This window comes from Verrucomicrobium sp. 3C, from assembly GCF_000379365.1.
GTDB lineage: Bacteria > Verrucomicrobiota > Verrucomicrobiia > Methylacidiphilales > Methylacidiphilaceae > Methylacidimicrobium.
In genome coordinates, this window is sequence record NZ_KB901875.1 from 930,669 (window position 1) to 955,084 (window position 24,416).

The window sequence follows — 24,416 nt, forward strand, 5'->3', positions numbered from 1 at the left end:
GAGGCATTTTCAACCTCATTCGGTTCCCGCTCATCGCCCGAGAAGCGGAGTCAGGGGTAGATTTCGGCTCCGCTCTTCCGGAACTCGTCCGCTTTCTCCTGCAATCCTTGCGCGAGCGCCGCTTCCGGTGAGATCTTCTGCTCCCGAGCGTAGTTGCGCACATCCTCTGTGATCTTCATCGAACAAAACTGGGGTCCACACATCGAGCAAAAGTGGGCGTTCTTGGCGGCTTCCTGCGGCAGGGCCTCGTCGTGGAGCGAGCGGGCCATGGCCGGGTCCAAGGAAAGGGCAAACTGGTCGTTCCAGCGGAATTCGAATCGCGCCTTGCTCAGCGCATTGTCCCACTCCTGAACCCCTGGGAACCCTTTCGCCAGATCGGCCGCGTGAGCCGCAATCCTGTAGGCGACGACTCCGGCACGCACATCGTCGCGCGTGGGAAGCCCTAAATGCTCCTTCGGCGTGACGTAGCAGAGCATGGCGCAGCCCTGCCAGCCGATCAACGCGGCACCAATGGCGCTCGTAATATGGTCGTAACCGGGCGCAACATCGGTGGTGAGCGGCCCAAGCGTGTAAAAGGGAGCTTCCCAGCAGTGGCGCAACTCCAAATCCATGTTCTCCTGGATGAGCTGGAGCGGAATATGCCCGGGTCCTTCGATCATCACCTGCACATCGTGCTTCCAGGCGATCCGGGTCAACTCCCCAAGGGTCTGAAGCTCGGCAATCTGCGCTTCGTCGTTGGCATCGGCAATGGCTCCCGGCCGCAGGCCGTCTCCGAGCGAGACGCTCACATCGTAGATCCGCAGAATGGAGCAGATCTCCTCGAAATGGGTATAGAGGAAGTTCTCCTCATGATGGGCGAGGCACCACTTGGCCAAGATCGAGCCTCCCCGGCTCACGATGCCGCAGCGACGGCGAGCCGTGAGCGGCACATAGCGAAGGAGGACACCCGCATGGATCGTAAAGTAGTCGACTCCCTGTTCCGCCTGCTCGATCAGGGTGTCGCGAAAGATCTCCCAGGAAAGCTCCTCGGGTCTCCCTCCAGCCTTTTCCAGGGCTTGGTAGATCGGCACGGTACCGATGGGCACGGGACTCGCCCGGAGAATCGACTCCCGGATGCGGTGAATGTTCTTTCCGGTCGAAAGGTCCATGACCGTATCCGCTCCCCAGAGAATCGCCCAGACTAGCTTCTCGACCTCTTCCTCGATGGAGGAGCCGATCGCCGAGTTGCCGATGTTCGCGTTGATCTTCACTCGAAAGTTCCGCCCAATGATCATCGGCTCGCTCTCGGGATGATTGACGTTGGCGGGCAGGATGGCCCGGCCGGCTGCGATCTCGTCCCGAACGAACTCCGGGGTGATCCAACGCGGAATGCGCGCTCCCAGAGGAGCCCCGGGCAATTGGAAGGAGATCGCCTCGCGGTCGCGTTCTTCGGAGGCACGTCTTTCCCGGCCCAGATTCTCCCGGATCGCAACAAACTCCATCTCCGGAGTCACGATCCCTCGCCGCGCGTAAGCCAACTGTGTGATGGCGTTCCGCTTCGCCCGCCGCGGCTGTCGGAAAAAGGAAGGAGGGGGCGTCCCGGAGGAGATTCCATTGCGATGCTCCTCCCTTTCCTTGTGCGGCCAGGAAAGATAGCCGTCGTCGATCGGCTCAGACGCACGGCCGTCGTAGGGTTCGCTGTCGCCGCGAGCCTCGATCCAGGGAAGTCGGATCGCGGGAAGGCCCTTTCCGCGCTCCAGCGCCACCTCCGGGTCGGAATAGGGCCCGGATGTATCGTAAAAACGGACGTTCGGGTTGAGTTCCCGGCCTCCGTCTACCAAACGAGTCGGTTCCTGACGCACTTCCCGGAACGGGACCCGCACACCGGGATTCGCTCCGCAGACGTAGATGCGCTCCGACTGCGGGAAGTAGGAGAGCAGCGCTTCCGGATTGAGAAGAGGCGATCCTTCCGACCGCTGACGATTCGGTATCATAATGTTCTCCCTGGCCAATACGGAAGGAGCCGAAACCGAATCCGGGTGACGCGAACTACCGCTCTCGCCACTCCCTCCGCCGGCATGACCCGGATCAGGTTCTTCGGGTCGCCACTCCCTTGGCGGCGTGGTCCTGCACGTCGCCATTTGGGGAATCGCCTCTCAGCCGTTTCCGGCTCCCCGCGCCAATGGATGGATCTTAACCGATCCGTCGCCATTTGCAACCGCACAGCGATCCACGGTTGGGAAAGGTCAACCTCCGCCGTTATCGCCGGAATGCTTCTCCACCAAGGCGTAGGCCGCGTGATTATGGATGCTCTCCATGTTCTCGGCCTCGACTCGATACCAGAGGACGTCGCAATGGGAGTTCAAGCGGACCGCGACATTGCGCACCAAGTCTTCCACAAAGACCGGGTGGTCGTAGGCGTGCTCGGTGACGAACTTCTCGTCGGGACGCTTGAGGAGGGAATAGACCGGACTGCTCGCCGAGCTCTCCACGATCTCGATGAGCTCCTCGATCCAGATCGGCTCACCGGACCGGATCGACGCGGTCACATACCCGCGCTGGTTGTGAGCGCCGCGATCGCTGATCGCCTTCGAGCAGGGGCAAAGGGTCGTCACCGGAATGATTGCGGTCATCACGAAATCGGTTTCGGCACCGCACGCGGCGGCTTCAAAGCGCACCTGGTAGTCGACCAGCCCCTCGGCCCCGGTTGCAGGGGCCTTCTTTTCGAGAAAATAGGGGAACTCCATGATCAAATGGGCTACCTCGGCGTCGAGCCGCTTCTGTAGTGCGTGGACAATGGAGAAGAGGTTCCTGACATGAATGAGCCGCCCATGCGCATTGAGCACCTCGACGAAGCGGCTCATGTGGGTTCCTTTGAAATGATGGGGCAGATCCACAAGAAGGCTGACCGTCGCCACCGTCGACTGCGTCGCAAAGCTTCGATCTCGAACTTCGATCGGATGGCGCAGTCCCTTAACGCCAACGCGGTCGATCCGGATACGCCGGTGATCCTGCTGGCTCTGGCAGTCAACGAGAAGCATTCCACGGTCTTGGTTTTTCATGGGAGAAAAAGGTTTCTTATCGTACTCACTTTGCGGGCTGCCGCAAAGCGCCTTTCTTCCCCCATCCGCGGCAAAGCGGGGCGCGCTTTTCACTTGGAGCGCCCTCTCCCCCCCGGTTAATTTACCGCCGGGCAGGTAGCTCAACGGCAGAGCAGGTGCCTTTTAAGCACTTGGTTCAGGGTTCGAATCCCTGCCTGCCCACGGTTCCCCGGCGTCGCAGAAGACCTACCGCCCCTGGCTCTCTTCGTGAGTGCGGGCCGTCGTTACGTCATGGAAGGTGACCGGTTTCCCGTCGTTGCCCCACGACTGGCGGATGTAGGTGAGAAGCGCGGCGACTCGATTATCCGCGACGGCACGCGTACTCGCTTCCTCCCAACCGTCCACCGCAATCCTCCTGGGGCACGAGTGCTCCTTGACCGGTCCTTTGTGCCCGTTCAGGACGATGACAACCGCCCGCTCCGAACCTCCGGCAGCCAACTCTGAACCGACCAGACCCGGAACGGCCCCTGGTATCCCTTTGCCCGCTTCTCCGTGGCAGCTCGCACAGTTATGCCCGTAGAGTACTTCCCCCAGGCTGGGGCAGACGTCTTTGCCGTAGATGATCCCACGGACCGAGATTCTGGGCACGCCGATCACTCCTCGTCCGAAGATCGCACCGTCGGGCGTCATGCCCCTCTCGGGATCAAAAGGCATGAGGTATAAGGTATCCCCGGTCTCGTCCACCAAGCATACTCCCTCCAATCCCTTCTTTTCCCCGGAGACGAGGTTATACTTCGCTTTTGCGGACACGGAGTAATCCTGAAAAGCCTTTACGATACCCTCACCTGGGAAAGAGTCGATATAGAGCTTAACAAGTCGTCCTCGAAATCCTCCAAATTGCTGCGGGATCATGAGCAAGGAAGTCATCATCGGGAGGATCAGGAGAATTGGCAATGCAATGACAAACGACCATCTCAGCCACTCGGGCACTTTATCTGCCACAAGCGCAAACAGCAATGCGGTCCCAAAGCAGATCCCGAGGATAATGAATAACACCGTAAATACAGCAACCCGCTTCAGAAGTTCTTCCGGAGGTGGATAGGATTTCCCCGAAATCATTATGGCGAGGATGCTGACCGCGACCATAAAAGTGGGAATGCTCGCCGCGAATATCAGGTTAGTCACAATGGCGCGCAGTACGCCGCGGATGACACGATGCTCGCGCCAGATTGGTTCATGGATGCGGTGCTTCAGTTGACTCACCAGATACGAGAAAGTCACGCCAGCGGGAACCCCGACTCTGAAAAAAATTAACCCTGCTAGGACAAAATACCTAAAGCTATCAAAACTCGGGGATGGAACCCCAAGGTCGATGGCAGTCAACGACTCGGAAATCACCGTAATAGACAATACCAGGCCTCCGGCCACTTTTAGATATGTGTAGGGCCTGACTTGGACGGAGTGTAATTTACTCAGAACATCTTTCCTAAAGTCGGAAGGCCTGCCCAGCAGCCATGCCTGGATACACAGCGTGATGCCGAACATCGCCAGAATGATCCCCGCGTTCATTTGAATCGTATGCGGTTTAGTTTCAGATCATTCCTGCAGGCGCGAAAGTCGTGAATGGATGCCCTCTCGCACGCCCGGAGACGGCTTTTGCGACCACGTCTGGAGATAGCAACGCAAAGAGTCAGGAAAATCGCAAGAGAAAGCAACCTCCGCGCAACGCATCCAGCCGGCGATGCCCTGCCGCAAGCCGCCCTGTCCTCAAGGGGCGGGATCGTTCCCGACTCTTGTTTGCGTTCCCCTGGCCGCTTCGCGAACCAAGGTCCGGAAATGGTCGCCACGCTCCTCGAAGTTGCGAAAGGCGTTGTAGCTGGGAGCGGCGGGCGAGAAGAGGCAGCATGTTCCCTCCGGGGTGTCGACGAGAGCGATACGAACCGCGGCTTCCAGCGTTTCCGCAAAGCGCAGAGTCCCGGCAAACGGAGGAACCACTCTCCGAAGGAGTTCCCCGAGGCGGGAACCGGTCTCCGGAAGCAGGATGATGGTCCGCAAGGATCGGACCTTCACCAAGGAGCGCGCAAAGCCTTCGAGCGGCAACCCTCGGTCTTGTCCGCCCACGATGAGTGTCCGGGCGCTCGGAAGGGCCGCAAGCGCCACCAGGGCGGACTCAGGGACCGTGGAGATCGAGTCGTTGTAAAACGAAATCTCCCGAACCATGCCCGCAGGCTCCAAGCGATGGGGCAGCGGGAAGAAGGAGTCGATCGCCTCCTGCATGGCGCTTGGCTGGATGCCTAAGACTTTTGCCGCCAAGAGAGCGGCTGCCGCATTCTTGCGATTGTGTTCCCCCAGCGGCCGGAAGTGGGAAAAATCGATCCCCGACAGCTCCTCTGGCCCGCGATAGGGGATGCGTTTGCCCGCGCCCGCATCCGTTTTCTTTTGCAATCGATCCGCAAGAGCCGGTTCATCGGCGGAGTAGATCAGGAAATCCCCTCTGGATTGCCAGCGGGCGATCCCGCTCTTCGCGCGCGCGTAGGCATCGAAGCTCCCGTGAAAGTTGAGGTGCTCGGGGTAGAGGTTGGTCCAAAGAGCGATGTGCGGAGAGCATCGGGCGAACTCGAGCTGATAGGAGGAGAGTTCGCAGACCACGACGGATTCGGAGTCGAGATCGCCCCAGACGGCAAACGGCGGAATGCCGATGTTGCCGACCAGAAAGGTCTTTCGGCCCGCGCTACGGCAGATGTGGGCCAGGAGAGATGCTGTCGTGCTCTTGCCCTTGGTTCCTGTGACGCCGATCACCGGGCAAGGTGCGAATCGCAGGAAGAGGTCGGCTTGGCCGTTCACCTTGGCCGCCCGTCCGTCCAGGGCGAGATGGCGCGTCGGAATCCCGGGCGCCTTGAGGATGAGGTCGAATTCCGGAAGCCGCCGCAACGCCTCGGCCTCTTCATACCGGTCAACGCGGAATGCGGCGAGTTCGGCCGCTTGCAAAGCTTGAGGACTCCGATCCGCGACGCCAAACGGCTGCCCGGGAAGAAAACGATGAAGGAGATCGATGGTCGCCTTTCCCTCCCGACCCAAGCCCCAGACAAGGATCCTCTTGCCCTCAAGAAAGCGCGGAAGCTCGAGAGGATCGCTCATGGAGAGACCGGAACGGGCAGAGAGGCGTGAAGCAGGGGCAGGAATTCGGGCGGAACGCCATGATTGGGATTCCAGGAAGCCAATAGCTCCTCGATCGAGAGAACGCCACCTTCCAGAAAGCCGCGCTCCTTCGCGAGCCTCACCAGAAGAGGGGGTCGAGGCTGGCGCGCGAGTCTTGCCGCTGCCGCCCGGGACTCGGCCGTCGTTCCGACGCAGGCAAACGGCTTGCTTCCCTCCCCGCCCAAAAGGGAGAGGAAGAGCGGCGCGAGGGAAGGGTCCTCGAGCAACTCCCGGCCGAAGATCGTGTCGAGCCTCCCCTTTTCGACGAAAGGGGAGAGAATCAGCGCGACAAAGAGACATTTTGCACAGCGGGCGCACCAGACCCGACCAGGGGAGCTGCAACTCCGGAAACGTTCCAGCGCTCCGGGAATGCGCGCGAAACGCTCAGCGATCTGCAGCTCGTTCCATGGACGCAAGAGGCTGAAGTAGCCCACGCTCGGCGTCACCCAACGGGCCGCGTATTCCGCAAAGTCGCGCTCGAAGGCAAAGCTCTTCGAATATTGGTGATTGATTCCGGTCCCTAAAATGGTCGGCTCGTCGGCGCTCGCTTCGTTGGAAAGAACGATCCATCGTTTGCCGAGTGCGACAGCCGTCAGGAGCGCCGCAAAGGCCAAAAGAGCGGAAAAGGGGGTATGCCCGTTCCAGAACCCTTGCCGGTTCATCTCCAAAAGCAAGGGATCGATCGTGCGTCGCGCTCCCGCCGTGCGCGAGTTCGGCAATCCAAAGAGAGCAAGCGTGCTCCGTTGCTCCCAGGATGAGTTGAGGAGAAAGGGGGTCGCCGGCTCCTGCCCTCGCGAACGCAGCAGGTCGAGGGTCACAAGCGAATCCTTTCCGCCACCCACTGGCACGAGGGTTCCGGCGCAATCGCGCCGGAGAAAGGGAGCATGGCGTGGTCCCTCAGCCCGGATCTCCACGAACTCTTCTTCGGTGACGACGATGCCGTTGCGGAAGAAGAACTCACCGAGTCCCCGGAAGTAGAGCCGCTTCCACCAGGCAATCTGCTCGTCCGACAAGTACCCCGCCTCGATCCGGATCCGCGAAGGACAAGCCGCCTTCCAGTAGCTCACCAGCTCGATCAAGCCCAGGGAAAAAACGAGCAGATCCAAGATCTCCTTCGCTGGCGGAGGAGAAGCGATCGGAAAGGAACTGCGCGGGCGAAACACCAAGGAATCCCCCAGGCGGAAGGAAAAGGAGACGGATAGCCGGTTCGAGCGAACCCGGTAACGGAACCCTTCGTAGCAAAGTTCCGCAAAGCGCCGCCACCCCGTTCTCGAAGCCCCAGCCATGTTCCGCCGACTAACTCTCCGCAAAAGCGCGATTGGCTGTCTCGAGCATCTGGAAATCGCCGATATCGAACCACTTCCCCGGGAGCCGCCACGAAAAGACAGGATGACGCCGACAGAGCCATTCGATGAATCGTCCGGGCTGATCCCGACTCTCTCCTTCCTCTAGGTATTGACGCAGGTCAGCCAGCGTTTCCGGAGGAAAGTAGTAGAGGGCGATCGCCGTGAGGGTCCCTTCGGGATCTTTCGGCTTCTCCTCGAAGAAGACGACACGTCCCTCTTCATCCAGCCGGATGTTGTTGTAGCGGCGGATCGCCTCCAGATCGCCCACATCGTAAACACCGACGATGGGCTTGCCGATCCGCCGTCCGTAGGCGACGAAATCGGAGAGAGGCGCATCGAAGAGATTGTCTCCCGCGATCACGAGGAGATCTTCGGAAATCCGCTCGCTCTCGATTACGAAGGCGAGATCGCCAAGAGCGCCAAGGCGATCGGCTTCGGAAGTCGATCCGTCGTCAACGATCCGGAGATGGAGATCCGGCCGGATGGCGCGGTACCGCTTCGCCCAGGCGGCGAAAGCCTCCGCAAAGCGGTGGTTGGTGACGACGACGCAGTCAGCCGACTCCTCCAGGGAAGAGACCCGATCGAGGATATGCTCGAGGATGGGCCGCCCCCCCACGGGGAGCAGGGGCTTGGGCTGATGGAGAGTGAGAGGATAAAGCCGGGTTGCATATCCTGCCGCCAGAATCAATATACGCATCGTCCTCCTTTTCTACTGGGCGAGCAACTCGGGATAAAAGTGCTCCGCCAGCCGGTTTAACTCTTCCAGCACTTCCGGGGCCTCTTTCCGCAAGAGGGCGGCATTCACCCCCTCGCGGGCGTCGACGGCGCGGATGCGCCGGACGGCCGTCTTCACCCGAGGAATGAGGACGGAACCCATGCTCAGCTCTTCCACGCCGAGCACAACAAAAAAAGGCAGCAAGGCAAGATTGCTTGCCATCTCCCCACAGACGCCCACCGGGCGCCCGCGCTTCCTGGCCTCGTCGACCACGCGCTGAATCAGCCGAAGCACAGCCGTATGGGGGCTCGGATAGAGAGAGGAAACCCGGTCGTTGAGCCGATCGACGGCTAGCGTGTACTGCTCCAAGTCGTTGGTTCCGATGCTTAAAAAATCCGCTTCCTCGGCAAGCAGATCCGCCATGAGAGCCGCAGCCGGTGTTTCGATCATGACTCCGCAAGGCACCTCCCCGAGTTCGCGCCCTTCCGCCATGAGCTCTTGACGAACCTCCCGCAACAGTTCGCGACCCCGGCGGAATTCGCTCACGTCAGTCACCATGGGGAACATGACAGCGACGTTCCCTTGGCTCGACGCGCGCAGAATCGCGCGAAGCTGCGTGCGAAAGATCTCTTGCGTTTGCAGCGAGAGCCGGATCCCCCGGAATCCGAGGAAAGGGTTTCTTTCCAAGGCTCTCACGGAGAGCCAAGGGAGGAGCTTGTCTCCGCCCACGTCGAGCGTGCGGATCACGAGCTGGTGCGGCTTCGCCCATCCCGCGGCCTCCTGATAGAGAGCAAGCTGCTCCTCTTCGGAGGGACCCTTCTCGGAACGAAGGAAGAGAAACTCGGTCCGGTAGAGCCCAACCCCATCGGCTCCGTTCTCCCGGATGAGCGGCAGATCCTCCGGAAGCTCTACATTGGCCGAGATTCGCACCTGCTGGCCGTCGGTCGTGACGGCGGGACCCTGCTTGCCCCGGGCCTCCCGGGTCAGCGCGACGAAGCGGGCTTGCTCGGCTTGGGCCTGGGCTCTTCTCTCCTCGGATGGCCGGAGAATCACGACCCCGGCAAAACCATCGACTAAGACCTCGGTCTGGTCCTCGATTTGATCTAAAACATCGTGGACTCCCACCACGGCCGGGATATTCAGAGATTGCGCCAGGATTGCCGCATGACAGGTCTGGCTCCCCTCCTCAGTCACCAATCCCAGCAAGAGCCGGCGATCGAGAGAGACGAGGTCCGAGAGCAGAAGAGAGTCGGCGACGATCACGCTAGGTTGATCCAGGCCGAAGCTCACGTTCTCGTCCCCTCTCAGGTTGCGAAGCACCCGCTTGCCGACATCGCGAACGTCGAGCGCTCTCTCCCGCAGGTAGGCGTCGTCGATGCGCTGCATCTGCTCGACGAAGGAACGAATCACTTCCTGGTAGGCGGCCTCGACGCAGATCTTTTCCAACTCGAGCCGTCTCCTCACCGCCTCGAGGATCGTGGGGTCCTCGACGGCCAGGAGATGGGCCTCGAAGAGGGAATCGCTTGCCTGCGACCAGGAGCGAACGAGCTCCGCCTTGGCCTGCAAGAGCTCCTCCCGAGTCTTCAGGAGGGCGATCTCCAGCCTCTCCAGCTCCACTGGTATCTGAGATAGCTCGATGGGGCGCCGCCGGACAAACTCGTGATCCCCGCGAACGACAAACCCCGGACCGACTCCAACGCCGGGGGCTGCCGCCATGCCCGCGAAGCATTCCTCTGCTCGGCCGCTCATGAAAGGGCTTTCTGGGGAAAAGAAGAAGGTTCCCGGCGAAAGAAGGGGAAGGCACGACGAACCTCCCGCCTGGAGAAAGCTAGCCTTCCTGATCGAAATTTCTCTGGACGAGATCGCACAGCGCTACCACCGCCGCCGCCGCATCCGGCCCTTTTGCGGAAACCTTCAGGCGAGATCCCTGGTTCGCGGCCAAGATCATCACCCCCATGATGCTCTTGCCGTTGACGACTTCCCCCTCTTTTTCGATCTGAATGTTCGAAGCAAAGCGGTTGGCGACCTTGACGAACATGGCGGCCGGACGAGCATGGAGACCAAGCTTGTTGCGGATCACAACCTCCGCCTCGGCTTCCGCTATCGTGTCCCCCTCCGGTTCCCCCGCGTTGCCGGCGGTTCCCTTTTCCATGGCCCTCGCTACTGCTTCCTCTTCGTGAGCTTCGTGAGCTTGTTGTTAAATTCTTGTGCGGCGTTGTGCCCCATTGCTCGAAGCTTCTGGTCAAGAGCTGCCACCTCGACCAGGGTTGCCAGATCCCTTCCAGGACGAACGGGAACGGTAACATGCGGAATGCGAACGTTCAAGATTTCATACTCTTCCTGATCGAGCCCGACTCGCTCGATCTCCTCGCCCGGCTTCCATTCCCGCAACGTGGCGACCAGATCGACCCGCTTTTCCATCCGAATGGCCTTCAAGCCGAAGAGGCTTGTCACGTCGATGATGCCGATTCCGCGGACCTCCATGTAAAACCGACTAATGTCGGGCGCTCGAGCCACCAGCTCCCGTCCCTCCAGGCAAAAGATGGTCGTGATATCGTCTGCAACCAGAGAATAGCCTCGGGCAATCAGGGAGAGAACACACTCGCTCTTGCCAACCCCGCTCGTCCCTTTGAGCAGAACCCCGATCCCCTGGATGTCGACCATGCTGCCTTGCTCGTTGATGCGCGGGGCGAAATCCATCTCCAGGCAGATGGTCACCGTGTTGATCAGCCGCATCGTATGGAGCCTCGAAAGAAAGAGCGGCGTCCCGCTCTCCTCCGCTTCCTCCAACAAAAAGTCAGGGGGTACCATGCCGCGAGAGACGATCAAGCAGGGGATCTTTCGAAGAAAGATCGCCCGCACTCGCCGACGAGCCTCGTCGGCCGGCAGGCTCCTCAAGTAGGAGGTCTCCCCCGCTCCGATGATCTGGACTCTCTGCCAGGCAAAATTCGTCAAATATCCCGCAAGCTGAAGCCCCGGGCGGTTCACCGAGCCTTCTTGGATCATCCGCCCCAACCCCGACTGTCCCGCAACGAGCTTTCCGTCGAGCGCCGTTCCGTGCTGCGCGAAAAAATCTCTCGCCGTGACCCGCGGCGACGATCCCGCCGCGCTCTCGCCTTTCCTCATTTCCGCATCCCCGGCAGGCTAGCCCGCCACATACGCACGCAATGCTTTCTCCAATGCTCTTGCTTTCAGGCAGGTTTCCTCGTATTCCGCCTCGGCGTTCGAATCCATGGTAATTCCGCTGCCGACCGAAAGGGAAATCGTTTCGGACGCCACTTCCAAGGAACGGATCGTCATCGTGAAGGCGGCGTCTCCCGAAAAGCCAATGTACCCAAAGACGCCCGTATAGAGCCCTCGCGGCTCCGGCTCGAGGAGGCAGAGGATTTCGGCGGCTCTCCGTTTGGGCGCTCCGGTGATCGATCCTCCGGGCAAGCAGGCGAAGAGAGCGCTCACGGGATCGATTTCTGGTCGCAGAACGCCTTCGATGGAAGAATGGAGATGCCAAAGATGGGCGTGGCGTGTCGCCGCCGCAAAGCGGCCTACCCGGACGGTGCCAAAGCGACAGATCTGTCCCAGATCGTTTCGCTCGACGTCGGTGACCATCAGCAGTTCTGCTCGCTCCTTCGGATTTTTCTGGAGCGGCAGCGCTGAGTCGGCTCCTGACCGTTCGGAGCGGCCCAGGGTGCCTTTGATCGGGCGCGTTTCGATGCGTCTTCCCCGAATTCTCAGGAAAAGCTCGGGGGAAGCGGAGAGCAGCCAGCCGTTCTCCGTCCGGAGGAAACCCTTTCCCGGCGGCCGGTCCTGCCCAAGCAGGGCTTCCCAAAGACGGAAGGGATCCGCAGAAAGCTTCCAGCAGAGACGGCGGGCCAAGTTGACCAAGTAGATGTCTCCAGAACGGATATACTCCTGCGCCTCCTGGACCATCGCGACGAACTCCTTACGTCCCGTCCGGGAGGAGGCGGGGGGGAGAAGGCGGGGAAGAGGATGCACATTCCTTTGATGTCTCCGCCAAGGCGCCTCCAGCCAAGGGGCGCGGCTCCTTGTCCAGCGCCGGTAGATTCCAAAGCGAAAGCCCCCGTCAAATGAGACCGTACCCATCAGCCCCCCGGAGGAGGGAGAGGGTCCGCTTCCTGCATGGGCTAGGTACGTCGCTCTCAGTCGCTCCCACTCCTCGCGCCGTCCGCGCACGACCTCGTCCGGCGCCTCTCCCACCAAAAAGCCTCCCCATCCCCAGAGAGGCGCGAAACCATACTCATTCTCCGTGCTCATGGATTGCGGCTGCGAGCATGCCTGTCTCACAAAGTTCGTACCCGAGGCGCGGAGAATGAACCTGGATGCAAGGCCGGGCGCCGGTTTTCCCCCGGAGCCCTATGACGACAGACCGCGAGGAGGGAAAACCAAGTCTCAACGAAAGAGACAGATCCATTACGAAAGTCGCAGCAGAACGCTTGGGAGACATGCGGGCTTACAGGCAAGGCTTACCAACTGGTGTGGACGGCCGCAGCACCGTTCGCCGCCAGGAGAGCGGCAATCCCCTGCGCCACGATCTCCACGGCAAGAGAGGCCAGGACAAGGCCCGTAACTTGCACGAGCAGGGCCATGCCGCCTCCTCCAAGCAGCCAGGAAATGCGGGAACTCGCGACCAAGAAGAGATAGGTGATCAGCAAGATGCCGAGTAATAGGCCCACATCGACCGCCTGGACCGGGATAGGATAGACATCGTTGTCCGTTAGCAGGACGGCGGCCAAGATGGCCTCCGGGCTCGCAATCACCGGCATCGCCAGGGGAAAAATCGCCGGGTCCTGCCCCTTGGTTGCCTTCGCATCTTCATGACGCCCAAAGATCATCTGGAGGGCGAACAAAAAAAGGATCGTCCCCCCCGCCACTTGAAAGGAGGCAACGCGCACGTGCATCGCCTCCAAGAGCAGCTGGCCAACGACAACCGCCCCGACCAAGACCAGCGCCGCATAGAGAACCGCCCGTCGGGCCACTACTGCTCTTTCGGAATCGGAAAAGCCCGCGGTGAGCTGGAAGAAGAAGCCTAAGGCTCCCACGGGGTTGACCGTCGCAAAGAAGATCAACGCGTCTTGCCCAATTTTCTGCGCGCTGATGCCCACCATCGATCTCTCTTTCAGGTCTCACTCTCGCTACGGGTAACGGGTCGCGCAAGCCGCAAATCAATTGCTTGTCAAAGGAGGAGCCCTCAGCCTCAATAGCCGGAATGCCACCCAAGAAAGCCGTGATCCCATCGGGGCTCCCTGCGCCAATCGGCCCTTACTCCCCCGGAATCGCGGCTGCGGACCTCTGCTTTGTTTCCGGGCAGCTCCCGCTCCCTCCCGCCGGCGGCCTGCTTCCCTCCGGAATCGAAGCGCAAACCGAACAGGCCATCCGGAACCTAGAAGCCGTGTTGGCGGGAGAAGGGCTGACCCTCTCCCACGTCGTCAAGACCTCCGTTTTTCTCGCCAATCTCGACGACTTTGCCGCGATGAACGAGGTCTATGCGCGGCTCTTTCCGACACCAAGGCCCGCACGCACCGTCGTCGAGGTCTCCCGGCTCCCCCGGGAGAGTCGGATCGAGATCGAAGCGATCGCGCACCGCTAACGCCTATGGATCTCCTGGAACGGCTGCGCACTACCGGGGCTCTCATGGAAGGACACTTCCTCCTTCGCTCGGGACTTCATAGCCGGCAATTTCTCCAATGTGCGCTCCTCCTGCAGCACGCCCGACTGGCCTCGGAGGTCTGCGGGATCCTCGCCGAACGAGTCCGAGACCTCTCGTTCCCGACCGTGCTTTCCACAGCATTGGGAGGCATCCCCGTTGGCCAGGAGCTGGCTCGCCACCTCGACCGAAGGCACATCTACACCGAAAAGGCAGGAGACCGGTTGGTTCTGCAAAGGTTCACGATCACTCCCGGGGAAGCGTTGCTCGTCGCAGAGGATGTCGTGACGACCGGAGGAGCGGTTCGGGAGGTCATGCAAGCCGCCCGGCACGCGGGGGGACGGATCATCGCCGTCGCCTGCCTGGTCGATCGCAGTCCCAAGCCGGTGGATTTCGGAGTGCCCCTTTTTTCCCTCCTCCGGCTGCCGATCGAGGTCTTCCCGCCGGATCGCCTGCCCGAGGATCTCCAAAGCATTCCCGCGGTTCGCCCTTAATGGAGGTTTTTATGAAGGAGGTTTTGATGCATTCGCCCGGTTGGTGGCTCCTGGCTGGCGCCATTCTGCTCGAGGTGACGGGCACGACCTGCCTGAAACTCTCGCAGGGTTTCACCCGGGCCATTCCCGCCGCCTTCGTGATCCTCTTCTACGGCGGTGCCTTTCTCTGCCTGGCTCGTGCAATGAAGAGCCTCGAAATGGGAGTCGCCTACGCGGTGTGGGCGGGGGCGGGCACCGCCCTTGCGGCGATCATCGGGATTCTTCTTCTGGGAGAAGCAATCCACTGGCAGAAGATCTTCGGAGTCTCCTGCATCATTCTCGGCGTCGCTGCGCTCCAAGCGGGACGAGGATAGCCTCATCCGTGCCGGGTCCAGTCGAGCGCCTTTTTGCGCAGCTCGTAAACCAAGCCGACTCCCAGCACGGCCAGAAAGAAGAGCATGGCAAAGAGGATCTGGGGTCCGTTGGCTAGCTCCTGGCGATAGACGACCGCCCAGGCGAAGAAGAAGACGGTTTCGATGTCGAAGAGGATAAAGAGCATCGCCACCATGTAAAACTTGACCGAGAAGCGGGGATTGGTCGGGCCGATGGGATCCTTGCCGCATTCGTAGGCGGTGTCCTTGGCGGGAGTTCGCCGTCCTCGCTGGCCGATCAAGATCGCTCCTCCGAGCATCGAGACGGCGACGACCACCGCGATCACCGTCTGTAATAGGACTGGGACGTAGTCAAGATTCATGGTAGGCTTCCGCACTTCAGCCTACGGGGAAGCCCCCCTTTGGGGAAGCCCGTTTTTTCTTCGGCTGCCGGGAAGAGGGAGAGCCAGCCGGACGAGGGCGGGGAACATCAGAGGTAGAATGCGCCTGCGCCTTTTCTTTGCCCTCTGGCCTTCCCGAAAGGAACAGATCCTTTTTCGGAACCTGGCGGACGTCCGTGGGCTGGCCTTTTCCGCCCGCTGGCTTGCGCCGGAGAAGATCCATCTCACCCTTGCCTTTCTTCCCTCGGTGGAGGAGGAGCGGGTCGGCGCCCTTTGCTCTTTGGTAGAGCGCCCGCTCCCGCCCATGGTTCTCCACCTCGACCGTCTGCTCTTTCAGCCTGCCGGAAAGGAGGGGCTCCTCTGGCTTGCCCCGAACGTCGTCTCCCCCTCCCTGGATCAGCTCGTCCGGTCTCTCCAAGAAGGGCTCTCCCCCCTTGGGCTCTCCTACGCGGAAAGGCGCCGCTTCTCCCCACACATTACTCTGGCGCGACACGTGGTTCTGCCGTGCGCTCCCGAAACAAGACGCAGGCACCCGGTCGTGCTGCGGCACCTTACGGAAGCGTTCGATTGGCCGGTTCGAGAGATGACGCTCGTCTCCTCGGAGACCCTGCCCGAAGGCAGCCGCTACACGCGACTGGCCTCCTGGGCTCTGCCAGCGCCCGCGTAAGCGAACTCCTCTTGTTTTTTCCCGGAGAAGTCCGTACGGAGGAAGAGATGCTGGCACGATATAGTCGGGAGCCCATGCGGGCCATCTGGCGCGAAGCTCGCCGTCTGGAGATCTGGCTGGAAATCGAACTCCTCGCCGTCGAAGCGCTGGCGCGCCTCGGCCGCGTCCCGGCCGAAGAAGCGGCCCAGATTCGCCAGCGGGTGCGCTTCTCCCTGGCCGAGGTTCAGAAGAGAGAGGAGCAGACCCAACACGAGATCCTCGCCTTTTTGGAGGAGATCGCCTCTCACGCGGGGCATGCGGGCCGCTGGCTTCACCATGGCCTCACTTCCTCGGATGTGCTCGACACTTCGCTCGCCCTCCAGCTTCGCGCAGCCTGCGATCTTCTCCATCAAGACCTGCTCTCCCTCCGCATCACGATCGGAGAGCAGGCGCGCCGGCATGCCTTCGTTCCGATGATTGGCCGCACGCACGGGGTCCATGCGGAGCCAATCACCTATGGCCTGAAGTTGGCCCTGATGTACGATGAGTTCGGCCGCGCGACCGACCGGCTCCTCGCCGCTCGGGAGCAGATTTCAGTCGGGAAGCTTTCCGGCGCGGTCGGCACCTATGCCCATCTGGATCCGGCGGTGGAAGAGGAGGTTTGCCAAAAGCTCGGACTCGCTCCCGCCCCCGCTTCCAACCAGATCATCCAGCGGGACCGGCATGCCTATCTGGCTGCGACCCTCGCCCTGATTGGCAGCAGCGTCGAGCGGTGGGCCGTCGAATTTCGCCACCTGCAGAGAACGGAGGTTCTCGAGGTGGAAGAGCCTTTCACGGCGGGGCAGAAGGGGAGCAGCGCGATGCCGCACAAGAGGAACCCGATCCTTGCCGAGCGGCTTTGCGGCCTGGCTCGTCTCCTGCGCGGATACGCCATGGCGGCGATGGAGAATGTGCCACTCTGGCATGAGCGCGACATTTCCCACTCCTCCGCCGAACGAGTGATCTTTCCCGACGCGACCACCCTCCTCGATTACATGCTCGCGATCTTGGACCGGCTGGTGGCCGATCAGTCGGTCTACCCCGAGCGGATGGCGGAAAACCTCGCCCAATCCAAGGGCCTCTATGCCTCGGAAGGAGTCCTCCTCGCCCTTGTCCGGAAAGGTTTGCCGCGCAAGGACGCCTACGAGCTGGTCCAGGAGGCGGCGATGAGATGCTGGCGAGGGAAGGAGCCATTCCCCGCCTACCTCCGCGAAACGCCAAGAATCGCCCAACTTCTCTCCCCCGAGGAGATCGACCAGGTTTGCTCCCTGGAGAACTATTTCCGTTACGTCCGCGACACCTTTAAAAGGGTTGGCTTGGAGCCACCGGAACCGTAGATTGCGTTCGAATGATCCGAGCCCGCGTTTTGATTCTCCCAAAGCGGACCGTTTTTGACCCGCAAGGAGAGGCGGTTCGGCATGCCTTAGGCCACTTCGGACTGGCCGCCGTCGATCGGGTGCGGGTGGGGAAGGAGATCGAGATCGAGATGCCGGGCGAGGGAGATCCGACGGAGATCCGTTCCCGGCTGGAAACGATCGCACGGGATTTCCTGTCCAACCCCGTGGTGGAGGAGTTCGAGCTCCACATCGAAGGGGTTCCATGAGATGGGGTGTCGTCGTCTTTCCGGGATCGAACTGCGATCGGGACTGTCTCTTCGTGATGCAAAAGGTCCTCGGGCAGGAGGCGATCGCGATCTGGCACGAGGAACAGGATCTGCCTCCGGTGGATGCTGTCGTCCTCCCTGGAGGATTTTCGTACGGCGACTATCTCCGGTCGGGAGCCATTGCGGCCTTCTCTCCCATCATGGGAGCGGTTGGGAGAGCCGCCCGCTCCGGCCTGCTGGTCCTCGGAATCTGCAACGGCTTCCAGATTCTCTGCGAAGCAGGGCTCCTTCCAGGTGCCCTGCTGACCAACGCCGACGGCCTCTTCCATTGTCATCCGGCTCACTTGCGCGTGGAGAACAACTGCTGCCTCTTCACCCGGAGCTTTGCTTCCGGAGAAGTGGTCCAAATGCCCATCGCACATGGCCAAGGGCGCTACTACGCCGATGCATCGACGCTCGACCGGCTGGAGCGATCCGGCTCCATCCTCTTCCGCTACTGCGACGTTCATGGCGAGCGGACTAGGGAAGCGAATCCCAACGGCTCCGTCGCGAATATCGCCGGAATTTGCAACGAAGAGGGGAACGTAGCCGGGCTGATGCCGCATCCGGAGCGGGCTTGCGAGCCCCTTCTCGCCTCGACCGACGGGCTCAGGCTCTTTCGTTCCCTCGCCTCGACTCCGCTTGAGGCTGAGCCAGGAGCGACCTATGCCCGCAGCGCCGCTGGATAATCCCGCCTATTGGGAGAGCCGATACCGCATGGGCGACGCTCCCTGGAATCGAGGCATACCCTCCCCCGCCCTTGAGGAAGCCCTCTTGCGTCTTTCACGGACGGGCCGGGTTCTTGTCCCCGGCTGCGGGCATGGTCATGATGTTCGACTCCTAGCCGAGCATGGCTGGGACGCGGTGGGAATCGACTTCGCGCCCATCGCCCTTGCGGAGGCGCGCAGCCATGGAGATCATCCACGGGTGGAGTATGAGAACGCCGACTTCCTCGCCCTTCCCGAGAAGCTCTCCGGAGCCTTCGACCTGATTTGGGAGCATACCTGCTTTTGCGCAATCCCGCCGGAAAGGAGAGAGGATTATGTCCGGTCGGCCCACAGGGCACTGAGACCCGGCGGGAAGTTCCTCGGCATTTTCTTTCTCGCTACGGGACCTCTGGAACCCCCACCTTACAGCTTTACGCTCGACGAGTTGGATTCCTTTTTCTCCCCTCGCTTCCTCATCGAGGCCGAATGGCTCCCCTCATGCTGTTACCCGGGGAGGGAGGGCGAGGAAATCCTCCGTCTGCTCACGCGCAAAGACTGAAGAGCTCGCCGTCTTCCGATCGGTATGTTCCTTCTCTCTTCCCACCTCGCTCTTCGCGCGACGACGCGACCTAGCCTAGATGTCTCACCAGCATTCTCCTGCGGCTTGCGAAATGGACCCGGCTGCTTCGTTGGGCCTTGGGTTTTTGGCCCTTTTCGCAGGTTGTCGTCCTACCGCTCCGGGGGGAAACCGGCGCCCCGCTTCGCATCCAGGCCCATTCGCCGCGCTTCGGGTACGAACTTTGTGAGACAAGCAGGCTAGAAGGGAACGGGGAGGAATGGACGTTGACTCGCGGGAGGCGAAAGAAAGACCTCCCTCTTGGCCTCTCTTCTTCCCTCGCACCCGCCTCGATTGGACAATGGCCGCGGGCCTCCTGATCGTGGCTCTCCTGCGCCTTCGCTATGCGGCCACTCTCGATCTCTTGCCCGACGAAGCGCACTACTGGCTCTGGGCAAAGCACCCCGCTTTCTCCTATGTCACCAAAGGGCCGGTCGTCGCTTGGCTGATCGGGGTGAGTACCGCTCTCTTCGGAGACTCCGTTCTCGGGGTTCGTCTTCCCAGCGTCGCTCTCTCGGTAGGAACCGGCTGGCTCTTCTATCGGCTCGGTCAGTGGCTCTTTTCTTCTTGGTGCGGCGTGGCCACGGCAGCGGTTGCCACGATCATCCCCATTTTTGCGGTCGGATCCGTGCTGATGACCATCGACTCCCCATCGGTATTTTTCTGGCTCCTGGCGGCCGCTCTTTTTTGGGAGGGGCTCGAGAATCCCGCCCTCTGGCCCTGGGCGGCGGCGGGCCTGGCGGTCGCCGTCGGATTCGCGGCGAAGTTCGTCAACTGGTTTGAGCCGCTTTCCTTTGCTCTCTTCCTGCTGAGCCGCCGGACAACTCGTTCGCGCCTCCTCTCAGGCCGTTTTTTCCTGCTGCTCGGCTCTGCAGCTTTAGGTCTTCTGCCCTTCCTGGCGTGGAACGCAGTTCATGGCGGGGCGACCATCACCCATCTCCTCCACCGAGGCGCGTTGCAAGAGCCCTTCACCATCGAACCGAAGGAGATGGCGCAGTTTTTGACGGAGCAGGCGCTCACCCTCTCCCCACTCGTCTTTCTCGGCCTCCTCTGGGCAGCGGCGGTCGGCTTCCGGGATCGCTCGCCGGCAGCCCCTTCTCTCTTCCTGGCTTGGCTTTTCTCTCCCGTCTTCGTTTTCTATGCGGTCCTGAGCCTCCATCAGGCCGCCAAGGCGAACTGGACCGTGACCGCCTCTTCCGCCGCGCTCCTCGCGGCCGTGGCCTATTGGGGTGACCAGGCTCGCCGTAGCCGATGGGCCCCGCTCCTCGTCGGTGGCGCCCTGGCCCTGGCCCTGGTTGAAACCGCCTTCCTCCACGGGCTTGGCTCCGGTCTCCTCGGGCGGAAAGACCCGCTTCTGCGCGCGCGGGGCTGGGCGGAGATCTCCCAGGAAGCCGAACGACGGGCAGCCGCTTGCCATCCGGATTTCTGGATCGCGAATGATTATGCGGTCGCAAGCGAACTCTCGTTTTACACCCATGGGAGAGAGGTCTTCGTGCCCAACTTCCGGAGGACGGGAACACAGTTTGCCGTCTGGCCGGGCTACCATCCCACACGGGGCACCAGCGCCCTCTACGTCTCGAGCGAAACCGAGGGAACGGTGCCCACGGCGTTGCTCCGCGAATTTCCCGAGGCTCAATGTCTGGGAGGGGCCTGGCGGCGATGGAAAGACCGGAGCATCGAGTACTTCCGCTTCTGGCTTCTTCGGAAGCCGGGAGACGCCTAGCCGCCATTTCTCACATATTTCGTTGTCGAGGCGCCGCGCCTCGCATCCAAGCCCGCTTTGCCAGCCGCAGGAGAACGCTTGCGAGATAAACAGGCTAAAGATCCAAGGACTCTCCCGGCGGAGGCACGACCACCTCGATGCCGGGTCTTTCCTCCCTGAGCCGCTCCTGGAACCAGGCAAGCGCCGGCGGATCCCCGTGAACGAGCACGCAAAGCCGGGGGTTCAACCGAAAGATGTAGGCGAGGAGGTCCTCTCGAATGGCGTGCGAGGTCAAGTCAAACTGATCCACCTCGCAGAGGAGCGGTCGGGGAGGCGATTCAGAATCGAGGGCTACGAGATTGCCGCGCGAGGTCTGCAAGAGCTGTCCAGCCGGAGAATTCGGGTCACAATAGCCGACAACGAGGATCGAATGGCGTTCCTCGGGGAGGAAACGCTGGGCCAGGATGTTGGACAGAGTGCGCTCGGTCATCATCCCCGAGGAGACGAGGTAGATCTCCCCCGGCTTGGGGGAGAGGTGACGAACCGTCCGGCCATCCAGCACAGTCGGAGCCACATCGCCCAAGAGACTCAATCCGGGATGCCGCCGGAAAGACCGGCTTGCCAACCGGTCGTAGATCTGCGTGAAGCTCCGGCTCAAACCCCCGATCGTGATCGGGCATCGGGAAAGCCGTCCCGCCTTCTGCTCCAAGTAGAGGGTGGCCAGAAGTTCCTGAGTTTTCCCCAGGGCAAAGACCGGAATGAGGACCGACCCCCCCCTCCGAAACGTAGCCTGGATCGATGAGATCAGCCGCTCGATCTCCATCGGCCGCCTCTGATTTTCGGGCGTCTCCTTCCCTCCGCGGGTTGCTTCGATGATGAGGGTGTCAATTCCATCCAAGGGGAAATCCGCAGGCGGCATGAGCGTCTGTTCCTGGAAGCTCACATCCCCCGTATAGAGAATCTGGCGATCCCGATGACGGAAACGCACCCCAACCGCCCCGAGAAGATGCCCACCTGGGTAGAGGCGGAAGCTCAGTGGCCCCCCTTTGGGTGCGGATTCGCCGTCGATCGAGCATTCGTAACCGGCCCGGCAAATTCGATAGGACTTCGCGGCCCGATCGACTTCCTTGTGGGTGAAGAGTGGGTAACTCGTAATTCCTAACGAAGCTCTCTGCTTGAGCATGACCTCGACCGAATTGTGCAGAAGTGGCTCTGCAAGGAGGTAGGTGGCCTCGCTCAAGTAGACCGGCATCTTTTCCTGGCGGCGCACAAAGAGAGGGAGCGACCCAACATGGTCATGATGCGCATGGCTCACGATCAGGGCATCCGCAGGCCGCTCTCCGACGGCTCCCAAGTTCGGCATGGCCTCCTCCCCATCCTTCCGCGGGTGCAACCCTGCATCGAGGATGATCCTCCCATCGCCATCGAACTCGAGAAGGTAGGAGTTAGCGCCGATCTCATTGGCGCGGGTCAAGTTGGTGAATTTCACGAACAGTAAATGGTAGAAGCCGGGCCATCCGCGACCCACTCCCGGAAGCTCAATAGATGGCGGATGCTTCGGCCTGTCAATCGAAAGGAGGGGATGCTGCGTTTCCAACAATTTTTTTCCCTGTGCTTGCTTTTTCTGGCTCGCCTGCTAACAACTTCATCCAATGAAACCACCTACACGCTTTCTGCCCGCAGCGGTCGCTGTGCTGGGCTTCCTCTCGATTGCCACATCCGGATGGGCGGCATGAGATATGCAAGATACCGTCAACCGCGCCACCAAGGACGTTCATCATTTCAAGAGCAGGAGCACGCAGACGATTCCGCACTCCGTGCTGGAACATGCCAAGGGCCTCGCCTATCTCAGGAAAAAGGAAGAAGGGTTCATCCTCGGCTTCTCCTCCGGAAAAGGCTTGGTTATGGCCAAGACCGCTCATGGCTGGTCCGGCCCAGCGGCCATGAAGAGCGGCGGGATGAGCTTTGGCCTCGAGGTGGGAGCGGAAACCGAGCAGCTTCTCTTCATCTTGAACACGCCCGAAGCCGTCGAGCATTTTGCCAAGGGACACAAGTTCAAGCTGGGTGTTGATCTCGCCGTCGCTGCCGGACCCACCTCGGAACAAGAGGTGAAGCACCACAAGGTTGCTCCGGTCTATGTCTACACCCGGAAGAAGGGCTTCTGGACCGCGGTCGCCTTCAAGGAAAGTAGCGTCGAGCCCGATCGGGGTACCGACAAAGAGTATTACGGGAAGAAGGTGACAACCCGGGAGATCCTGGAGCGCAAGGTCGAGCCCCCGGCTGGAGCGAAGGAGCTCATTAGCGCGCTCAATGCGCCTTACCGGAAGTAGGGTCGACAAAATAGAAGCTGGAGAAGGGATTTAGCGGGCTTCCTTGGAATCGAGGAAGCCCGCTTTCTTTTTACCGCAGGAAGGCGGGATTTCCCTCTGGCGAATATATGGTAGTGAGTTATCCGCATCATAAATGTGCGTGTGCGGCCGCTCTCCGTTCCGTCTTGCGATCCTGTTTATTGCTCTCGCTCTCCCTCCTTTGTGCGCAAAGGCCGTAAACGTTCCTAACGATGTCTCCACCGCCACGACTCTCCCCACCGTCCAGGTCGAAGCCTCGGACGGCGGGCATCCTGCCGGGAAGCTGCTCATCCGCCTACGCCGTCCCCATGGACGTGGTCGATACGCCTAGGGCGGTCACTCCGGTCTCAAAGACGCTGATGGAAGCGGCGGGGATCGGCCAGTGGGGGAAGTGGGACCGTTCCTAAAACCATAGACAAGCATTCCTCTACCAGGGTAGATCGTCCAGGACGCCGGCCGAACAGTGCTGCCGACGGTTCGCGTGCCGGGGTTCCGCCGGCAAAGCCCGGGTAGCGCCCAATGCCCGCGCTTTCGGGGACAGAGGCGCGGGAGGCAGTCGATTGGCTCCCGACCGGGCATGCGCTGCATGCGCCGCTTTGAGCCTCTTCCGAACGCCCGCCCAGAACGACCATACATGCTTCGTCCGATTCCTCACGGGTAGGACGAAGGTGACATAACCGCCATTGCGGGTCGGCACGATTGCCTCCCGCACGGACGGTCGCTCGGATAGACCCAATCCTCTCCGGGCGACGGCATAGGCCGCGCCCTGGTGAGAACCGATACCATGACGGCGAGCGTGGTTCACCGCGCCGATCACGGAAGTGTAGGCCGGGTTGACTTCGATCACTTCAACTCCGGCACGAAAAGAAGCCGCCTTGAGCATGGAGATCGCCTTGGCGTAGGAGAAGGAAGAGAGCGAGCGAGCCCGAACGGGATCGACCGACTCAAGCTCGACCTTCCTCTTGCAAAGATCCAATCGCTCGATCACGAGCGGCTTGCCCGATTCGGTGCAGGCCCGGACGATCTCCCGGCACGCATCGCCGATCGCGGCTTTCGCCTGCTCCTCGCTCCTGCCATAGAGATTCAATCCAAGCCGGCGAATCCTCACCAGGTTGCCGAAGCGCTCCGTTTCGGCTACCGCCAGATGGTCCTCGTTGATGTCGAGGCCGACCGCGCCGGCAAGGCGGCGTGTCACCAGGGCAACAGGTTGCGCCTCGACGCTCGCAAACACCCGCCACCCCGATCGGTCCCGCACGAAGCGGTAGCTCACCGCGGATCCCTCCCGCTCGCGGACGAGTTTCCCTGTCTTGGTTTGCGCGGTCACGATCCGGCTGGCGGAGAGCGCCTGGAGAATCGCTTCCTGTCCGTAGGCGAAGCGCACGCCCTCGAGCACCAGATGCCTGCTCGGCCCGCCCAATCCGTCCGGCAGCCGCAACCGCAGCCGCAGGCTGCCGTCCGGGGCGACTGCTTGGCAGGACTGGTTGCCCGCCGTCTCGTCCTTCGACCCGAGCACGAAGAACTGGCTGCTCC

At 61.4% G+C, this 24,416-nt stretch carries 25 protein-coding genes, 1 tRNA gene and 1 riboswitch; of the genes, 12 read left to right on the forward strand and 14 right to left on the reverse strand.

Going from position 1 to position 24,416, the window contains the following annotated elements:
• Positions 1-50 precede the first annotated feature (50 nt).
• Positions 51-1,973, reverse strand: coding sequence for a phosphomethylpyrimidine synthase ThiC (gene thiC, locus A37A_RS0105225; protein ID WP_018290473.1), 1,923 nt, complete (start codon positions 1,971-1,973; stop codon positions 51-53).
• Between the two features lie 53 nt (positions 1,974-2,026).
• Positions 2,027-2,166: riboswitch (TPP riboswitch) on the reverse strand.
• A 59-nt stretch (positions 2,167-2,225) separates the two neighbouring features.
• Positions 2,226-3,041, reverse strand: coding sequence for a GTP cyclohydrolase FolE2 (folE2, locus tag A37A_RS0105230; RefSeq protein ID WP_018290474.1), 816 nt, complete (start codon positions 3,039-3,041; stop codon positions 2,226-2,228).
• Between the two features lie 129 nt (positions 3,042-3,170).
• Between folE2 and A37A_RS0105235 the strand changes: the two genes are divergently transcribed.
• Positions 3,171-3,242: transfer RNA gene (locus A37A_RS0105235), tRNA-Lys, on the forward strand.
• Between the two features lie 24 nt (positions 3,243-3,266).
• On the opposite strand, the gene A37A_RS18170 is transcribed toward A37A_RS0105235, so the two are convergent.
• The 9 genes from A37A_RS18170 to A37A_RS0105280 all read right to left on the reverse strand — a co-directional run bounded on the left by A37A_RS18170 (position 3,267) and on the right by A37A_RS0105280 (position 13,402).
• Positions 3,267-4,589 carry a c-type cytochrome gene (locus tag A37A_RS18170; protein ID WP_018290475.1) on the reverse strand — a complete coding sequence of 441 codons (1,323 nt, stop codon included), beginning with the start codon at positions 4,587-4,589 and terminating at the stop codon, positions 3,267-3,269.
• A gap of 198 nt (positions 4,590-4,787) precedes the next feature.
• On the reverse strand, positions 4,788-6,158 hold the full coding sequence (gene murD, locus A37A_RS15925) for a UDP-N-acetylmuramoyl-L-alanine--D-glutamate ligase (RefSeq protein WP_018290476.1): 1,371 nt from the start codon (positions 6,156-6,158) through the stop codon (positions 4,788-4,790).
• Complete coding sequence (locus A37A_RS15930; protein WP_018290477.1) at positions 6,155-7,504, reverse strand: hypothetical protein; 1,350 nt, start codon at positions 7,502-7,504, stop codon at positions 6,155-6,157. Before A37A_RS15930 ends, murD begins: the two co-directional genes overlap by 4 nt.
• A 10-nt stretch (positions 7,505-7,514) precedes the next feature.
• Positions 7,515-8,261, reverse strand: coding sequence for a nucleotidyltransferase family protein (locus A37A_RS0105255; RefSeq protein ID WP_018290478.1), 747 nt, complete (start codon positions 8,259-8,261; stop codon positions 7,515-7,517).
• Positions 8,262-8,273: 12 nt separating this feature from the next.
• Complete coding sequence (ptsP, locus tag A37A_RS0105260; RefSeq protein WP_018290479.1) at positions 8,274-10,028, reverse strand: phosphoenolpyruvate--protein phosphotransferase; 1,755 nt, start codon at positions 10,026-10,028, stop codon at positions 8,274-8,276.
• Positions 10,029-10,107: 79 nt separating this feature from the next.
• Complete coding sequence (locus A37A_RS0105265; RefSeq protein WP_018290480.1) at positions 10,108-10,431, reverse strand: HPr family phosphocarrier protein; 324 nt, start codon at positions 10,429-10,431, stop codon at positions 10,108-10,110.
• Positions 10,432-10,439: 8 nt separating this feature from the next.
• Positions 10,440-11,405 (reverse strand): HPr(Ser) kinase/phosphatase, encoded by a 966-nt coding sequence (hprK, locus tag A37A_RS0105270; RefSeq protein WP_018290481.1) that lies wholly within the window; start codon positions 11,403-11,405, stop codon positions 10,440-10,442.
• An 18-nt stretch (positions 11,406-11,423) separates the two neighbouring features.
• Entirely contained in the window at positions 11,424-12,551 is a 1,128-nt protein-coding gene (locus A37A_RS15935; protein ID WP_018290482.1) for an anthranilate synthase component I family protein, read from the reverse strand.
• Positions 12,552-12,760: 209 nt separating this feature from the next.
• A complete protein-coding gene (locus tag A37A_RS0105280) occupies positions 12,761-13,402 on the reverse strand; it encodes a MarC family protein (protein ID WP_018290483.1) in 642 nt (213 codons plus the stop codon).
• A 119-nt stretch (positions 13,403-13,521) separates the two neighbouring features.
• On the opposite strand from A37A_RS0105280, the gene A37A_RS0105285 reads away from it, so the two are divergent.
• The 3 genes from A37A_RS0105285 to A37A_RS0105295 are packed head-to-tail and all read left to right on the forward strand — an operon-like array spanning position 13,522 to position 14,788.
• Entirely contained in the window at positions 13,522-13,884 is a 363-nt protein-coding gene (locus A37A_RS0105285; protein ID WP_026195676.1) for a RidA family protein, read from the forward strand.
• Positions 13,885-13,889: 5 nt separating this feature from the next.
• Positions 13,890-14,435, forward strand: coding sequence for an orotate phosphoribosyltransferase (gene pyrE, locus A37A_RS0105290; protein WP_018290485.1), 546 nt, complete (start codon positions 13,890-13,892; stop codon positions 14,433-14,435).
• 11 nt (positions 14,436-14,446) lie between these two features.
• Entirely contained in the window at positions 14,447-14,788 is a 342-nt protein-coding gene (locus A37A_RS0105295; protein WP_304412311.1) for a multidrug efflux SMR transporter, read from the forward strand.
• 2 nt (positions 14,789-14,790) lie between these two features.
• Here A37A_RS0105295 and A37A_RS0105300 read toward each other — a convergent pair whose 3' ends face one another.
• A complete protein-coding gene (locus tag A37A_RS0105300; RefSeq protein WP_018290487.1) occupies positions 14,791-15,168 on the reverse strand; it encodes an NADH-quinone oxidoreductase subunit A in 378 nt (125 codons plus the stop codon).
• Positions 15,169-15,286: 118 nt separating this feature from the next.
• On the opposite strand from A37A_RS0105300, the gene thpR reads away from it, so the two are divergent.
• From thpR to A37A_RS15945, 6 genes are all read left to right on the forward strand, one after another.
• The gene (gene thpR, locus A37A_RS0105305) at positions 15,287-15,853 is read left to right on the forward strand and encodes an RNA 2',3'-cyclic phosphodiesterase (RefSeq protein WP_020494051.1); all 567 of its coding nucleotides are present in this window, start codon (positions 15,287-15,289) and stop codon (positions 15,851-15,853) included.
• 47 nt (positions 15,854-15,900) lie between these two features.
• The gene (gene purB, locus A37A_RS0105310; RefSeq protein WP_026195679.1) at positions 15,901-17,208 is read left to right on the forward strand and encodes an adenylosuccinate lyase; all 1,308 of its coding nucleotides are present in this window, start codon (positions 15,901-15,903) and stop codon (positions 17,206-17,208) included.
• Between the two features lie 11 nt (positions 17,209-17,219).
• Complete coding sequence (gene purS / locus A37A_RS0105315; RefSeq protein ID WP_018290490.1) at positions 17,220-17,474, forward strand: phosphoribosylformylglycinamidine synthase subunit PurS; 255 nt, start codon at positions 17,220-17,222, stop codon at positions 17,472-17,474.
• The gene (purQ, locus tag A37A_RS15940) at positions 17,471-18,202 is read left to right on the forward strand and encodes a phosphoribosylformylglycinamidine synthase subunit PurQ (protein ID WP_018290491.1); all 732 of its coding nucleotides are present in this window, start codon (positions 17,471-17,473) and stop codon (positions 18,200-18,202) included. The genes purS and purQ overlap by 4 nt, the downstream gene beginning before the upstream one ends.
• Positions 18,180-18,779, forward strand: a complete 600-nt coding sequence (locus A37A_RS0105325) for a methyltransferase domain-containing protein (RefSeq protein WP_018290492.1) — start codon at positions 18,180-18,182, stop codon at positions 18,777-18,779. The genes purQ and A37A_RS0105325 overlap by 23 nt, the downstream gene beginning before the upstream one ends.
• 277 nt (positions 18,780-19,056) lie before the next feature.
• Positions 19,057-20,559, forward strand: coding sequence for a glycosyltransferase family 39 protein (locus A37A_RS15945; protein WP_018290493.1), 1,503 nt, complete (start codon positions 19,057-19,059; stop codon positions 20,557-20,559).
• A 94-nt stretch (positions 20,560-20,653) separates the two neighbouring features.
• On the opposite strand, the gene A37A_RS0105335 is transcribed toward A37A_RS15945, so the two are convergent.
• On the reverse strand, positions 20,654-22,066 hold the full coding sequence (locus tag A37A_RS0105335) for an MBL fold metallo-hydrolase (protein ID WP_231363779.1): 1,413 nt from the start codon (positions 22,064-22,066) through the stop codon (positions 20,654-20,656).
• 211 nt (positions 22,067-22,277) lie between these two features.
• Here A37A_RS0105335 and A37A_RS15950 point away from each other — a divergent pair, with 211 nt between their 5' ends.
• Both A37A_RS15950 and A37A_RS19995 read left to right on the forward strand, forming a co-directional pair.
• Positions 22,278-22,868, forward strand: a complete 591-nt coding sequence (locus A37A_RS15950; RefSeq protein ID WP_018290495.1) for a lipid-binding SYLF domain-containing protein — start codon at positions 22,278-22,280, stop codon at positions 22,866-22,868.
• A gap of 230 nt (positions 22,869-23,098) precedes the next feature.
• Complete coding sequence (locus A37A_RS19995) at positions 23,099-23,293, forward strand: hypothetical protein (protein WP_155996481.1); 195 nt, start codon at positions 23,099-23,101, stop codon at positions 23,291-23,293.
• 20 nt (positions 23,294-23,313) lie between these two features.
• Here A37A_RS19995 and A37A_RS15955 read toward each other — a convergent pair.
• A partial coding sequence (locus A37A_RS15955; RefSeq protein WP_231363780.1) for an IS200/IS605 family accessory protein TnpB-related protein occupies positions 23,314-24,416 on the reverse strand: 1,103 nt, incomplete at its 5' end.

Coding starts and splice junctions, on each gene's coding strand:
- murD (WP_018290476.1), bottom strand. CDS start 6,158: ATGAGCGATCCTCTCGAGCTTCCGCGCTTTCTTGAGGGCAAGAGGATC.
- A37A_RS0105255 (WP_018290478.1), bottom strand. CDS start 8,261: ATGCGTATATTGATTCTGGCGGCAGGATATGCAACCCGGCTTTATCCT.
- A37A_RS15935 (WP_018290482.1), bottom strand. CDS start 12,551: ATGAGCACGGAGAATGAGTATGGTTTCGCGCCTCTCTGGGGATGGGGA.
- A37A_RS18170 (WP_018290475.1), bottom strand. CDS start 4,589: ATGAACGCGGGGATCATTCTGGCGATGTTCGGCATCACGCTGTGTATC.
- A37A_RS15930 (WP_018290477.1), bottom strand. CDS start 7,504: ATGGCTGGGGCTTCGAGAACGGGGTGGCGGCGCTTTGCGGAACTTTGC.
- purB (WP_026195679.1), top strand. CDS start 15,901: ATGCTGGCACGATATAGTCGGGAGCCCATGCGGGCCATCTGGCGCGAA.
- A37A_RS0105325 (WP_018290492.1), top strand. CDS start 18,180: ATGCCCGCAGCGCCGCTGGATAATCCCGCCTATTGGGAGAGCCGATAC.
- A37A_RS19995 (WP_155996481.1), top strand. CDS start 23,099: ATGTCTCCACCGCCACGACTCTCCCCACCGTCCAGGTCGAAGCCTCGG.
- A37A_RS15945 (WP_018290493.1), top strand. CDS start 19,057: ATGGACGTTGACTCGCGGGAGGCGAAAGAAAGACCTCCCTCTTGGCCT.
- purS (WP_018290490.1), top strand. CDS start 17,220: ATGATCCGAGCCCGCGTTTTGATTCTCCCAAAGCGGACCGTTTTTGAC.
- folE2 (WP_018290474.1), bottom strand. CDS start 3,041: ATGAAAAACCAAGACCGTGGAATGCTTCTCGTTGACTGCCAGAGCCAG.
- ptsP (WP_018290479.1), bottom strand. CDS start 10,028: ATGAGCGGCCGAGCAGAGGAATGCTTCGCGGGCATGGCGGCAGCCCCC.
- A37A_RS0105300 (WP_018290487.1), bottom strand. CDS start 15,168: ATGAATCTTGACTACGTCCCAGTCCTATTACAGACGGTGATCGCGGTG.
- thiC (WP_018290473.1), bottom strand. CDS start 1,973: ATGATACCGAATCGTCAGCGGTCGGAAGGATCGCCTCTTCTCAATCCG.
- A37A_RS15950 (WP_018290495.1), top strand. CDS start 22,278: ATGCAAGATACCGTCAACCGCGCCACCAAGGACGTTCATCATTTCAAG.
- hprK (WP_018290481.1), bottom strand. CDS start 11,405: ATGAGGAAAGGCGAGAGCGCGGCGGGATCGTCGCCGCGGGTCACGGCG.
- A37A_RS0105280 (WP_018290483.1), bottom strand. CDS start 13,402: ATGGTGGGCATCAGCGCGCAGAAAATTGGGCAAGACGCGTTGATCTTC.
- A37A_RS0105265 (WP_018290480.1), bottom strand. CDS start 10,431: ATGGAAAAGGGAACCGCCGGCAACGCGGGGGAACCGGAGGGGGACACG.
- purQ (WP_018290491.1), top strand. CDS start 17,471: ATGAGATGGGGTGTCGTCGTCTTTCCGGGATCGAACTGCGATCGGGAC.
- thpR (WP_020494051.1), top strand. CDS start 15,287: ATGCGCCTGCGCCTTTTCTTTGCCCTCTGGCCTTCCCGAAAGGAACAG.
- pyrE (WP_018290485.1), top strand. CDS start 13,890: ATGGATCTCCTGGAACGGCTGCGCACTACCGGGGCTCTCATGGAAGGA.
- A37A_RS0105295 (WP_304412311.1), top strand. CDS start 14,447: ATGAAGGAGGTTTTGATGCATTCGCCCGGTTGGTGGCTCCTGGCTGGC.